We start from the raw sequence: 12226 nt of genomic DNA, 5'->3' as shown, positions 1-12226 counted from the left end.
AAGCCTGGCGAAAGCTTAGCCCGTTAGCATCGCCGACGAGCCGCCTCCCAACCCCGTTCTTTTCAGCGCCGACTGCCCAGGCGCAACGGCGGGAGCAGCGGACTCGGCGACGGCAAAGACCGTCAACAGAGCGGAAGGCGGCGTGGTGCCCTTTCGCGACAACAACAAGAACGGAGACCACAGATGCCCACCGCCCAGCCTTTGGCTGCACCGGCTTTTGCCAAGCCCAACTCCCGCTGCCTGACACCCGCCCTGCTGGCTTTCGCCGGGGTCGCGCCGCTGTGCGATGCCGCCGGCTTTGTCGAAGACAGCAGCGCCACGCTCAGCACCCAGAACATCTATTTCAACCGCGATTTTCGCGACGGCGCCGGCCAGTCCAAGCGCGAAGAATGGGCGCAGGGTTTCATCCTCGACTTCCAGTCCGGCTATACCCCCGGCACCATCGGCGTCGGCCTCGACGCCATGGGCATGCTCGGCCTGAAGCTCGACTCCTCGCCGGACCGCACCGGCACCGGCCTGCTGCCCACCCATGACGACGGCCGCGCCGCCGACGAATACAGCAAGCTGGGCCTGACGGCCAAGTTCAAGGCATCCGAGACCGAGCTGAAGATCGGCAGCCTGATTCCCGACCTGCCCACCCTGCAGCCCAACGACAGCCGCCTGTTCCCGCAGACCTTCGAGGGCGGCCTGCTCAACTCCACCGACCTGCCGGGCCTGAACTTCACCGGCGGGCGTCTGGAGAAAGTGAAGGACCGCGACTCCACCGACTACACCGACCTTGCGCTGAACAACAAGAACCGCCGCTTCTCCGGCGGCAGCGCCGAAGGCAAGCACTACGACCTGGCCGGCGGCGACTACAAGTTCACCGACCACCTCACCGGCCGCTACCACTACGCGCAGCTGGACGAGGTCTACCGCCAGCACTTCGTCGGCCTGCTCGCCGCCTATCCGCTGGGCCCAGGCAAGTTCAGCGCGGATGTGCGCCTGGCCATCAGCGACGACCAGGGCGAGGCGCGCGGCGGCGAAATCGACAACCGCGCCTTCAACGGCATGCTCGGCTACGCCCTGGGCGCCAACAAGTTCAGCCTCGGCTGGCAGCAGATGAGCGGCGATAGCGCCTTCCCCTACATCGATGGCAGCAACCCCTATCTCGTCAACTTCGTCCAGGTCGGCGACTTCGCCGAGACCGACGAGCGCTCCTGGCAAGTGCGCCACGACTACGACTTCGCCGGCCTCGGCATCCCCGGCCTGACCCTGATGAATCGCTACATCAGCGGCGACAATGCCAAAATCAACGGCATGGACGGTCACGGCAAGGAATGGGAGCGCAACACCGACATCAAGTACGTGATCCAGAGCGGCCCGCTCAAGGACGTGGCAGTGCGCGTGCGCAACGCCACCTACCGTTCGAGCTTCGCGCGGGACGCCGACGAGACGCGTATCTACCTCAGCTACTCCCTGGCGATCTGGTAAACCGACAACAACAAGAGAGGCATCGCACCATGTCCACCGTCCTGCGCAACCTGACCCTGGCCGGCGCCACCCTGCTCGCCGCCAGCCAACTGATGGCCGAGCCCAAGCGCCCGGAATGCATCGCCCCGGCCTCTCCCGGCGGCGGCTTCGATCTCACCTGCAAGCTGGCGCAGAGCGCCCTGGTGGACGAGAAGCTGCTGACCAAGCCGATGCGTGTCACCTACATGCCCGGCGGTGTCGGCGCCGTGGCCTACAACGCGGTGGTCGCCCAGCGTCCGGCCGACGGCAACACCATCACCGCCTTCTCCAGCGGCTCGTTGCTGAACCTGGCCCAGGGCAAGTTCGGCCGCTTCGACGAAAACGCCGTGAAATGGCTGGCCGCCGTGGGCACCAGCTACGGCGCCATCGCGGTGCCCAGCGACTCGCCGTACCAGAACCTCGGCGACCTGGTCGCTGCGCTCAAGGCCGACCCGGGCAAGGTAGTGATCGGCTCCGGCGGCACCGTCGGCAGCCAGGACTGGATGCAGACCGCGCTGATCGCAAAGGCCGCCGGCATCGATCCGAAGCAGCTGCGTTACGTCGCCCTGGAGGGCGGCGGCGAGATCGCCACGGCGCTGCTGGGCGGGCATATCCAGGTGGGCAGCACGGATATCTCCGACTCCATGCCGCACATCCGCGCCGGCAAGATGCGCATCCTCGCGGTGTTCGCCGAGGAGCGCCTGAAGGATGAAGGCATGGCCGACATCCCCACCGCCAAGGAGCAGGGCTTCGACATCGTCTGGCCGGTGGTGCGCGGTTTCTACGTCGGGCCGAAGGTGAGCGATGAGGACTACCAGTTCTGGAAGGCCTCCTTCGACAAGCTGCTGGCTTCCGAAGACTTCGCCAAGCTGCGCGACCAGCGCGAACTGTTCCCCTTCGCCATGACCGGCCCGGAGCTGGACGCCTACGTGAAGCAGCAGGTCGCCCAGTACAAGCAGCTCGCCCGCGAGTTCGGCCTCATCCAGTAACGCCCCGTGCGGCGCCGCCTTCAACGAAGGCGGCGCCAGGAGACTCCCCATGTCCCGTACCAGCCTCTTCCAGCGGCTGTTCGCCGGCGCCTGGCTGTTCGCCTGCGTCGCCTTCGCCCTGATCGCCTGGCAACTGCAGGCGCCCTTCTCCTACGAACCGGTCGGCCCGCGCGCCTATCCGCTGCTCTGCCTGGGCTTGATGGCTGCCGGCCTCGCCTGGCTGATCGTGCGGCCCACACCGATCAAGCGCGAGGACGACGAGCCCGCGCTGGAAGGCGCGCTGCTGGCCAAGGTGGTGCTCTGCGTCGCGCTGCTCGCGGTCTACGCCGGGCTGTTCGAGCCGCTGGGCTTCATCCCCGCCAGTGCCCTGGTCGGCACCTTCATCGCGCTGATCTACGGCGGCCGCCCGGTGGCCAGCGTGGTCACTGCCACGCTGCTCGCCATCGGCCTCTACGTGCTGTTCGACCGCACCCTGGACGTCCCGCTACCGCTGGGCATCCTCGATCCCCTGCTCTGAGGACTGAATCATGGATACGTTGAGCTACCTCGGCCAGGGCTTCGGTGTTGCCCTGACCCCCTACAACCTGATCACCGCGCTGATCGGCACCCTGATCGGCACCGTCGTCGGCCTGCTGCCGGGCCTGGGCCCGATCAACGGCGTGGCCCTGCTGATCCCGGTGGCCTTCGCCCTCGGCCTGCCGCCGGAGTCGGCGCTGATCCTGCTGGCCGCCGTGTACCTGGGTTGCGAATACGGCGGACGGATTTCCTCGATCCTGCTGAACATCCCCGGCGAAGCCTCCACCGTGATGACCACCCTCGACGGCTACCCCATGGCACGCAACGGCCTGGCCGGCGTGGCCCTGTCGCTGTCGGCCTGGAGCTCCTTCATTGGCGCCTTCATCGCCACCTGCGGCATGGTGCTGTTCGCCCCGCTGCTGGCGAAATGGGCGATCGCCTTCGGCCCGGCGGAATACTTCGTGCTGATGGTCTTCGCCATCGTCGCCCTGGGCGGGCTGGCCGGCGACCGGCCGCTGAAGACGCTGCTGGCAGCGCTGCTCGGGCTGTTCCTGTCCAGCATCGGGATCGACGCCAACAGCGGCGTGTACCGCTTCACCTTCGACAATATCCACGTCTCCGACGGCATCCAGTTCGTGGTGCTGGTACTGGGTCTGTTCTCGGTCAGCGAAATCCTCCTGCTGCTGGAGAAGACCCACCACGGCCACAAGATGGTCGAGGCCAGCGGACGCATGCTGTTCAACGCGAAGGAAGCGGCCTCGGTGGCAGTGGTCAACCTGCGCTGCGGCCTGCTCGGCTTCATCATGGGCGTGCTGCCCGGCGCCGGCGCAACCCTCGCCAGCGCCGTGGCCTACATGACCGAGAAGAAGATGGCGGGCGAGTCGGGCAAGTTCGGCAAGGGCGACCTGCGCGGCCTGGCCGCCCCGGAAACCGCCATCGGCGCCTCCGCCTGCGGCGCCCTGGTGCCGATGCTGACCCTCGGCGTCCCCGGCTCGGGCACCACGGCGGTGATGATCGGCGCGCTCAGCCTGTACAACATCACCCCCGGCCCGCTGCTGTTCCAGGAACAGCCGAACATCGTCTGGGGCCTGATCGCCTCGCTGTTCATCGCCAACGTCATGCTGATCATCCTCAACGTGCCGATGGTCCGGGTGTTCACCCGCATCCTCTCGGTGCCGAACTGGGCGCTGGTGCCGGGCATCGCGATCATCACCGCCATCGGCGTGTACGCCGTGCACGCCACCACCTTCGACCTGTTCCTGATGGTCGCCATCGGCATCCTCGGCTACATCCTGCGCAAGCTGGACTTCCCACTCTCACCGCTGCTGCTGGGCTTCATCCTCGGCGGGCTGATGGAGCAGAACCTGCGCCGCGCGCTGTCCATCTCCAACGGTGAACTGGGCATTCTCTGGTCCAGCCCCATCGCCATCGGCACCTGGGCACTGGTCGCGCTGATGCTCGGCCTGCCGCTGGTCCGCGCCTGGCGCAAACGCGCCCGCCGCTCCCGCGAGGCGCTGGCTGACGCCGCGTAAAAGCAACCACGCTCGCCGCGTCGAGACGCGCGGCGATTTTCAAGGCCCGCCGTCGTGCGGGCCTCTTTTTGGGTAAGCGATCAAACCGGCGGCAGCGACCAGTCGATGGGCGGAAGGCCGTGCTGTTCGAGGAACTTGTTGGTGCGGCTGAAGTGGCCGTTGCCAAGGAAACCACGGTAGGCCGACAGCGGGGATGGGTGCGCGGACTTGAGCACCAGATGCTTCTGCGCGTCGATCAGCTTCTGCTTGCTCTGGGCATGGGAGCCCCAGAGCAGAAATACCAGGTTCTCGCAGCGTTGGCTGACCACTTCTATCACCTTATCGGTGAACGGGCCCCAGCCCGACTGGGCGTGGGAGCCGGCGCGAGCCTGCTCCACGGTCAGCGAAGTATTGAGCAGCAGCACGCCCTGCTCGGCCCAGTGCTGCAGACAACCATGATTGGGAATCGGAATGTTCAGATCGCGATGCAGCTCTTTATAGATGTTCTGCAGCGACGGCGGCGTCGGCACTCCCGGCTGCACCGAGAAGCACAGGCCATGGGCCTGGCCGGGGCCGTGGTACGGGTCCTGGCCGATGATCACCACCTTGATGCGCGCAAGCGGCGTGGTGTTCAGCGCGTTGAAGATCAGCGGGCCGGGCGGGAAGATCACCTTGCCGGCGGCCTTCTCCGCGCGGAGGAATTCGCCCAACTGCTTCATGTAGGGCTTCTCGAATTCCTCGTGGAGGGCTTCTTTCCAGCTGGGTTCCAGCTTGATCCGATCTTCGTTGGTCATGGTGCGTCTGCCTGGTGAAACGAACCGGCACGCTAAGCAAGCGCCCCGGCCAAGTCAAGGCGCCTTGCGCCGCACCGCCCACCAGCCCGGCAAACGCGGCACACCGCTGCCCAGGCCGGCGAGCATCCACACCACCACGGCAAGGGTCAGACCCAGGTGAAACAGCTCACGGCGTGGCACACCGGCCAGTTCACCGCGGGTACCGATCAGCAGGCCGCTGCCGATGAACAGCAGCGCGCCGAGCAGGGCCAGCAGATGTCGCCGCGAGCGCCCCGGCCAGGCGATGACCAGAAGTGCAACGAGGTTGGTCAGCAGCGTGGCCTGGGACGGCAGCATCACCAGCGCCATGCACGCCAGCAACACCAGCGCGCGCTGCAAGGGCGAACCGGAGAGCCGCCCCAGCGCGATCAGCGGCAAGCCGACCGCACCGGAGAGCACGCTCGCCAGATGATGGGGTTCGGCCAGCACCGTGGCGCCACCGTACTCCAGCGCCCCGAGAAACGCCGCAGCGCCCATCGACACGAAGCCCAACGCCCGCCAACCCTGTTGCTCGCGCAGGGCGAGCCAGGCGGCGATGCAGCAGGCCAGGGTCAGCAGCAGTTCGGCGATCACGGGCAGCATGGGGCATTCCTTTATTGTCGTCGCCGCAGACTAGCGAGCCTCGACTCGATCTGCACGGTGTCACACGCCATCCCGGTAGACGCCGCGCGTCAGGCTCAACCGGTATGCAGCGCCCGGTAGTGACTGGGCGCCATGCCTACCACGCTCTTGAACAGCCGCGAGAAGTAGTACGGATCGGCGTAGCCCAGCTGCTCGGCGACCTGGCGCACTTCCAGGTTGCCCTGGTCGAGCAGGCGACAGGCGTGGGTCATCTTCAGCCGGATGAAATCCTGGATCGGCGCCTGGCCGGTCAGCGCGCGGTAGGTCTTGGCGAAGTGGAAGCGCGACAGGCGGAACTGCGCGGCCAGCTCGTCGAGGTTCAGCGCGTCGTGCAGATGCTCGCGCATCATCGCCTGCACTGCCTCCACGTCCAGCACCCGGCCGGACTTCAGCCGCGCCCGCGCCGGGCGCAGGGCCAGGGAAGTCAGCAGGCTCTGCAGCAGATGGGCGGCATGGATGAAGTGCGGCAGGCTCAGGCCCTGGCGGCGCAGGGCCAACAGTGCGTCGAACTCGCCCAGAAGGCGTGGCTGCACACCCACGCGCAGGCGCGGCGACTTGCCCAGCGGGCGGAGGAAATCCTCCGCCAGCCGGCCTTCCAGGTGCACCCAGAAGATCGACCAGGGCCGCTGCGGATCGGCGCCATAGGCATGGGCACGGCCCTTGGGCAGCACCAGCAGGTCACCGCTGGAGACCTCGAATCGTCCATCTGCTGTTTCCAGCCAGCCTTGCCCGGCGCTGCAGTAGATCAGCAGGTGATCGTCCGGGCTGTCCCGCTCCATGCGGTGCCCCACGGCTGCCGGGTAGTAGCCCAGGGCCAGTGGATAGCAGGCCTGCCCCAGCGGATGGCGGTCCAGCGCGCGGCGCAGGCGTGGCGGAGTGATGAAGCGCACGCCCTGCTGTGGCAGCGGCCAGGTGGAAATGAGCGGGCGGGACACGGCTGGCCTCCGGAATCGGCAATGCCAAGATCGTCCATCCATTGCCCAAGATCGTCAATCCACAGCCGCGGGCGAAACCGCTATAACCGGAAGTCTCCAAGCGAAAAGAACGCGTGCCGCCACGCACGCCGCTGTAGCCGACAAGAATAAACAGAGGTAGCTGCATGCATTTCGATCTGTCCGAAGAACAACGCCTGCTGGTGGACAGCGCCCGCGCCTTCGCCAGCCGCGAACTGGCGCCCCACGCCGCCGACTGGGACCGCCAGCACCACTTCCCGGTGGAGGTCATCCGTCGCGCTGCCGAACAGGGCTACCTGGGCCTGTACATCGCCGAAGAGGACGGCGGCCTGGGCTTGTCGCGGCTGTCCGCCTCGCTGATCTTCGAGCAACTGGCCGCCGGCTGCGTCGCCACCACCGCCTATATGACCATCCACAACATGGCCAGCTGGATGCTCGCCAGCTTCGGCGACGCCGCGCTCAAGGAGCAATGGCTGCCGGGGCTGATCGGCGGCGAGTTGCTGGCCTCCTATTGCCTTACCGAACCCGACGCCGGCTCCGACGCCGCGCGCCTGCGCACCCGCGCCAGGCGGGATGGCGACGACTACGTGCTCGACGGCGCCAAGACCTTCATCTCCGGCGCCGGCAGCACCGACGTGCTGATCGTCATGGCGCGCACTGGCGAGGAAGGCGCGAAGGGCATTTCCTGCTTCCTGGTGCCGGCCAACGCCGAGGGCATCCGCTACGGCCGCAACGAGGACAAGATGGGCTGGAAGGCCCAGCCGACCCGCACCATCACCTTCGAAGGCGTGCGCATTCCCGCCGGCAACCGCATCGGGCCGGAAGGCCAGGGCTTCGTCTATGCCATGAAGGGCCTGGACGGCGGCCGCCTGAACATCGCCAGTTGTTCCCTCGGCGCGGCCCAGGCGGCGCTGGAGCAGTCGCTGCGCTACGTCGAGGAACGCAAGCAGTTCGGCAAGGCGCTGGCCGAATTCCAGGCATTGCAGTTCAAGCTCGCCGACATGCTCACCGACCTCACCGCCAGCCGGCAGATGGTGCGCCTGGCCGCGCACAAGCTGGACCACAAGAACGGCGAGGCGACGCTGTATTGCGCCATGGCCAAGCGCTTCGCCACCGACCGCTGCTTTGTGTTGTGCAACGAGGCGCTGCAACTGCACGGCGGCTACGGCTACCTCAACGACTACCCGCTGGAGCGCTGGGTGCGCGACAGCCGCGTGCACCAGATCCTGGAAGGCACCAACGAGATCATGCGGGTGATCGTTGCCCGCCGGCTGCTGGAGCAGGGTGGGATGCTGGATCGTCTGCTCTGATCCGCCCCCCACCAATCACTGGAAAAACCGCCCGCCTGCGCGGGCGCAATCGAACAGATCGGACATGGACGCGCCCTGCCGCGCGCACCTAGAGTCCATGCCCAAGACCGCCAAGGAGATGCCCATGAGCAACGCCCTCGAGCCCTACAAGCCCGGAGTCTTCGACCTGACCCACAAGCTGACGGTGGAAAAGCACGGCCACACCGCACTGATCACCATCAACCACCCGCCGGCCAACACCTGGGACCGCGACTCGCTGATCGGCCTGCGCCAGGTGATCGAACACCTGAACCGCGACGACGAGATCTACGCCCTGGTGGTGACTGGGCAGGGGCCGAAATTCTTCTCCGCCGGCGCCGACCTGAACATGTTCGCCGACGGCGACAAGGCCCGCGCCCGCGAGATGGCCCGCCGCTTCGGCGAAGCCTTCGAGGCGCTGCGCGACTTCCGTGGCGTCTCCATCGCCGCAATCAACGGCTACGCCATGGGCGGCGGCCTGGAGTGCGCGCTGGCCTGCGACATCCGCATCGCCGAGCGCCAGGCACAGATGGCCCTGCCCGAAGCTGCCGTGGGCCTGCTGCCCTGCGCCGGCGGCACCCAGGCGCTGCCGTGGCTGGTGGGCGAAGGCTGGGCCAAGCGCATGATCCTCTGCGGCGAGCGCGTGGATGCCGAGACGGCGCTGCGCATCGGCCTGGTCGAGCAGGTCGTCGACACCGGCGAGGCACGTGGCACGGCCCTGCTGCTGGCGGCCAAGGTCGCGCGCCAGAGCCCGGTGGCCGTGCGCACCATCAAGCCGCTGATCCAGGGCGCCCGCGAACGCGGCCCGACCACCTGGCTGCCGGAGGAGCGCGAGCGCTTCGTCGACCTGTTCGACGCCGATGACACCCGCGAAGGCGTGAACGCCTTCCTGGAGAAACGCGATCCGCACTGGCGCAACCAATAAGGCCCCGACCATGAATGTGATGTTCGAAGAACGCCCCGGCTTGCACGGCTTCCGCATTGGCGTGGTGACGCTGGACGCGGAGAAGAGCCTGAACGCCCTGAGCCTGCCGATGATCGAGGCGATGAACCATCAACTGCGCGCGTGGAAGGACGACCCGCAGATCGCCTGCGTGGTGTTGCGCGGCAACGGCGGCAAGGCCTTCTGCGCCGGCGGCGACGTGCGCAAGCTGGTGGACGCCTGCCGCGAGCAGCCCGGCGAGGTTCCCGCCCTCGCCCGCCGCTTCTTCGCCGACGAATACCGCCTGGACTACCTCATCCACACCTACGGCAAACCGCTGATCTGCTGGGCCCACGGCTACGTGATGGGCGGCGGCATGGGCCTGATGCAGGGCGCCAGCGTGCGCATCGTCACGCCCAGCAGCCGCCTGGCCATGCCGGAAGTGAATATCGGCCTGTACCCGGATGTCGGCGCGAGCTGGTTCCTCGCCCGCCTGCCCGGCCGCCTCGGCCTGTTCCTCGGCCTGACCGCCACGCAGATGAACGCCCGCGACGCACTGGACCTGGACCTCGCCGACCGCTTCCTGCTCGATACCCAGCAGGAAGACCTGATCGAAGGCCTGGTGCAACTGAACTGGCGCGAACAGGCCGACGTGCAACTGCACAGCCTGTTGCAAGCGCTGGAAAACGAAGCCCGCGGTGAATTGCCGGATGCCCAGTTGCTGCCACGCCGCGAGCGCCTGGATGCGGTGCTGGACAGCGCCAACATCGCCGAGGCCTGGCACGCTCTAACCGCACTGGCCGATGACGAGGACACGCTGATCGCGCGGGGAGCGAAGACCCTCGCCTCGGGCTGCCCGCTGACCGCTCATCTGGTCTGGGAACAGATCCGCCGCGCACGCCATCTGTCGACTGCCGAGGTGTTCCGCATGGAGTACGCGATGAGCCTGAACTGCTGCCGCCACCCGGAGTTCCCGGAAGGCGTGCGGGCCCGGCTGATCGACAAGGACAACACCCCGCACTGGCACTGGCCGGATATCGCTGCCATACCTGATGCTGTGGTGAATGCGCACTTCGACGCCACCTGGGAGGGCGAGCATCCGCTGGCGGATCTTTAGCCGCCGCTGCCGTCCTCTGTAGGAGCGAGCTTGCTCGCGAACCAGCCCAGCAGCGAATCCGTTCGCGAGCAAGCTCGCTCCTACAAAGAGCAAAAGCGCTGGAGTGCCCTGCGGTCCAACAGGAGGAAACCAGCATGCAAACCATCGCCTTCATCGGCCTCGGCCACATGGGCGCCCCCATGGCCGCCAACCTGATCAAGGCAGGCTACCTGCTGCGCGTGTTCGACCTGGTGCAGAGCGCCATCGACGGCCTGGTCGTCCAGGGTGCCAGCGCCGCCCGCAGCGCCCATGACGCGGTAGACGGCGCCGACGTGGTGGTCACCATGCTGCCGGCCAGCGGGCACGTCGAGGGGCTGTACCTGGGCAACGAGGGCCTGCTGGCGCACATTGCCCCCGGCACCCTGGTGCTGGAGTGTTCCACCATCGCCCCCGCCTCGGCACGCAAGGTCCACCAGGCTGCGGCCGAGCGCGGTATTCCCATGCTCGATGCACCGGTCTCCGGCGGCACCGGCGGCGCCATCGCCGGCACCCTGACCTTCATGGTCGGTGGCGACGCCGAGGTGCTCGAACGCGCCCGCCCGGTGTTCTCCGCCATGGGCCGGAACATCTTCCACGCCGGCGGCGACGGAGCCGGGCAGGTCGCCAAGGTGTGCAACAACCAATTGCTCGCTGTGCTGATGATCGGCACCGCCGAATCCCTGGCCCTCGGTGCCGCCAATGGGCTTAACCCTGCCGTGCTGTCGGAGATCATGCGCCGCAGCTCCGGCGGCAACTGGGCGTTGGAGGTGTACAACCCCTGGCCCGGTGTCATGGAGAATGCCCCCGCCTCACGCGGCTACACCGGCGGCTTCATGACGTCGCTGATGACCAAGGACCTGGGTCTGGCGCTGGAAACGGCGCAGGTCAGCGGCAACAGCACGCCCATGGGCAGCCTGGCACTGGCGCTGTATCGCCTGCTGGTGAAACAGGGCCATGGCGAGCAGGACTTCTCGGTGGTGCAGAAACTCTTCGATAACTGACCTTATTGTGAAGCCACGCTTACGAGTGCATGGCGTAAGGGTGGCTTTATCCACAAGCGCGGCGGGTCGAAGATGAATCACCTGCCGCCAGCGCGCGGCGATTTCTCCCACAAAGGTGATTCCATGAACATTGCCCTGATCGGCGCGACCGGCCACGTTGGCCACTACTTCCTCGAAGAAGCCCTGCGCCGCGGCCATAGCGTGACCGCGCTGGTGCGCGACCCGGCGAAGCTGCCGGCGCGCGAAAACCTCAAGGTGGTCCAGGCCGACGTCTACGACCCGGCCCAGGTCGCCCGCGCCGTGGCCGGGCAGGACGTCGTGGTCAGCGCATTCAATGCCGGCTGGGGCAACCCGGATATCCGTGGCGCCCACGCCAAGGGCAGCCGCGCCATTCTTGACGGCGTGAAGGCGTCCGGTGTGAAGCGCCTGCTGGTACTCGGCGGTGCCGGCAGCCTGGAGATCGCCCCCGGCCAACGTCTGGTGGACAGCCCGGAATTCCCCGAGCAATGGAAACAGGGTGCACTGGGCGCCGCCGACGCGCTGGACCAGTTGCGTGCCGAGAAGGAACTCGACTGGGCTTTCCTCAGCCCGGCGATGCTGCTCGACGGCGAAACCCGCACCGGCAGCTTCCGCATCGGCGGCGACCAGGTGTTGTTCGACGGCAACGGCGAGAGCCGCATTTCCCTGCCGGACCTGGCGGTGGCGATGATCGATGAGGCCGAGCAGGCCAATCATCATCAGCAGCGGTTTACCGTGGCGTATTGATTCGCTTCGGCTGGTTCGCGAGCAAGCTCGCTCCTACAGACATGGGTTACCGCATGGCGTTCTTGTAGGAGCGAGCTTGCTCGCGAACCGTGTTCCAGCCAACGCGCAGGGGTTGAGCTGATCGCGGACGAAGTCCCGTGAACCCACAAAAAAGGGCCATC

Annotated in this window: 12 protein-coding genes; 9 read left to right on the top strand and 3 right to left on the bottom strand. The window is 67.1% G+C overall.

Translation table 11 applies throughout. The features are described from left to right. Nucleotides 1–183: 183 nt before the first annotated feature. Genes LDJ84_RS07110 through LDJ84_RS07095 form a run of 4 tightly spaced genes read left to right on the top strand, consistent with a single transcriptional unit; the run spans nucleotide 184 to nucleotide 4528 of the window. Nucleotides 184–1473, top strand: coding sequence for an OprD family porin (locus LDJ84_RS07110; protein ID WP_024765528.1), 1290 nt, complete (start codon nucleotides 184–186; stop codon nucleotides 1471–1473). A gap of 29 nt (nucleotides 1474–1502) precedes the next feature. After that, nucleotides 1503–2480, top strand: a complete 978-nt coding sequence (locus tag LDJ84_RS07105; protein ID WP_084359661.1) for a Bug family tripartite tricarboxylate transporter substrate binding protein — start codon at nucleotides 1503–1505, stop codon at nucleotides 2478–2480. 49 nt (nucleotides 2481–2529) lie between these two features. After that, the gene (locus LDJ84_RS07100; protein WP_038803784.1) at nucleotides 2530–2997 is read left to right on the top strand and encodes a tripartite tricarboxylate transporter TctB family protein; all 468 of its coding nucleotides are present in this window, start codon (nucleotides 2530–2532) and stop codon (nucleotides 2995–2997) included. 10 nt (nucleotides 2998–3007) lie between these two features. Next, a complete protein-coding gene (locus tag LDJ84_RS07095; protein ID WP_226046115.1) occupies nucleotides 3008–4528 on the top strand; it encodes a tripartite tricarboxylate transporter permease in 1521 nt (506 codons plus the stop codon). A gap of 80 nt (nucleotides 4529–4608) precedes the next feature. Here LDJ84_RS07095 and ung read toward each other — a convergent pair whose 3' ends face one another. The 3 genes from ung to LDJ84_RS07080 form a co-directional block, all read right to left on the bottom strand. Continuing rightward, nucleotides 4609–5301 carry a uracil-DNA glycosylase gene (gene ung, locus LDJ84_RS07090; RefSeq protein WP_024765525.1) on the bottom strand — a complete coding sequence of 231 codons (693 nt, stop codon included), beginning with the start codon at nucleotides 5299–5301 and terminating at the stop codon, nucleotides 4609–4611. Between the two features lie 54 nt (nucleotides 5302–5355). Beyond that, nucleotides 5356–5922 (bottom strand): hypothetical protein, encoded by a 567-nt coding sequence (locus tag LDJ84_RS07085; RefSeq protein ID WP_024765524.1) that lies wholly within the window; start codon nucleotides 5920–5922, stop codon nucleotides 5356–5358. 95 nt (nucleotides 5923–6017) lie between these two features. Then, nucleotides 6018–6938: an AraC family transcriptional regulator gene (locus LDJ84_RS07080; RefSeq protein WP_051445676.1), complete on the bottom strand. Its 921-nt coding sequence runs from the start codon at nucleotides 6936–6938 to the stop codon at nucleotides 6018–6020. A 122-nt stretch (nucleotides 6939–7060) separates the two neighbouring features. Between LDJ84_RS07080 and LDJ84_RS07075 the strand changes: the two genes are divergently transcribed. From LDJ84_RS07075 to LDJ84_RS07055, 5 genes are all read left to right on the top strand, one after another. Then, complete coding sequence (locus tag LDJ84_RS07075) at nucleotides 7061–8224, top strand: isobutyryl-CoA dehydrogenase (protein ID WP_024765522.1); 1164 nt, start codon at nucleotides 7061–7063, stop codon at nucleotides 8222–8224. A gap of 124 nt (nucleotides 8225–8348) precedes the next feature. Then, the gene (locus tag LDJ84_RS07070; protein WP_024765521.1) at nucleotides 8349–9167 is read left to right on the top strand and encodes an enoyl-CoA hydratase; all 819 of its coding nucleotides are present in this window, start codon (nucleotides 8349–8351) and stop codon (nucleotides 9165–9167) included. A gap of 10 nt (nucleotides 9168–9177) precedes the next feature. Next, nucleotides 9178–10281, top strand: coding sequence for an enoyl-CoA hydratase/isomerase family protein (locus LDJ84_RS07065; protein ID WP_024765520.1), 1104 nt, complete (start codon nucleotides 9178–9180; stop codon nucleotides 10279–10281). 134 nt (nucleotides 10282–10415) lie between these two features. After that, a complete protein-coding gene (gene mmsB / locus LDJ84_RS07060) occupies nucleotides 10416–11300 on the top strand; it encodes a 3-hydroxyisobutyrate dehydrogenase (RefSeq protein ID WP_226046114.1) in 885 nt (294 codons plus the stop codon). Nucleotides 11301–11423: 123 nt separating this feature from the next. After that, complete coding sequence (locus LDJ84_RS07055) at nucleotides 11424–12065, top strand: NAD(P)-dependent oxidoreductase (RefSeq protein WP_024765518.1); 642 nt, start codon at nucleotides 11424–11426, stop codon at nucleotides 12063–12065. Nucleotides 12066–12226 lie beyond the last annotated feature (161 nt).

It is taken from the genome of Pseudomonas sp. HS-18, assembly GCF_020401845.1.
Lineage (GTDB): Bacteria > Pseudomonadota > Gammaproteobacteria > Pseudomonadales > Pseudomonadaceae > Pseudomonas > Pseudomonas nitroreducens.
The sequence above is the reverse complement of the archived record's forward strand: the minus strand, read 5'-3'. Positions and strand labels throughout refer to the sequence as shown.

Bases quoted from the DNA above. Each gene is read 5' to 3' on its own strand.
- LDJ84_RS07110 (WP_024765528.1), top strand. From the start codon at position 184: ATGCCCACCGCCCAGCCTTTGGCTGCACCGGCTTTTGCCAAGCCCAAC.
- LDJ84_RS07095 (WP_226046115.1), top strand. From the start codon at position 3,008: ATGGATACGTTGAGCTACCTCGGCCAGGGCTTCGGTGTTGCCCTGACC.
- LDJ84_RS07065 (WP_024765520.1), top strand. From the start codon at position 9,178: ATGAATGTGATGTTCGAAGAACGCCCCGGCTTGCACGGCTTCCGCATT.
- LDJ84_RS07055 (WP_024765518.1), top strand. From the start codon at position 11,424: ATGAACATTGCCCTGATCGGCGCGACCGGCCACGTTGGCCACTACTTC.
- LDJ84_RS07100 (WP_038803784.1), top strand. From the start codon at position 2,530: ATGTCCCGTACCAGCCTCTTCCAGCGGCTGTTCGCCGGCGCCTGGCTG.
- mmsB (WP_226046114.1), top strand. From the start codon at position 10,416: ATGCAAACCATCGCCTTCATCGGCCTCGGCCACATGGGCGCCCCCATG.
- LDJ84_RS07080 (WP_051445676.1), bottom strand. From the start codon at position 6,938: ATGGATGGACGATCTTGGCATTGCCGATTCCGGAGGCCAGCCGTGTCC.
- LDJ84_RS07105 (WP_084359661.1), top strand. From the start codon at position 1,503: ATGTCCACCGTCCTGCGCAACCTGACCCTGGCCGGCGCCACCCTGCTC.
- LDJ84_RS07070 (WP_024765521.1), top strand. From the start codon at position 8,349: ATGAGCAACGCCCTCGAGCCCTACAAGCCCGGAGTCTTCGACCTGACC.
- LDJ84_RS07085 (WP_024765524.1), bottom strand. From the start codon at position 5,922: ATGCTGCCCGTGATCGCCGAACTGCTGCTGACCCTGGCCTGCTGCATC.
- LDJ84_RS07075 (WP_024765522.1), top strand. From the start codon at position 7,061: ATGCATTTCGATCTGTCCGAAGAACAACGCCTGCTGGTGGACAGCGCC.
- ung (WP_024765525.1), bottom strand. From the start codon at position 5,301: ATGACCAACGAAGATCGGATCAAGCTGGAACCCAGCTGGAAAGAAGCC.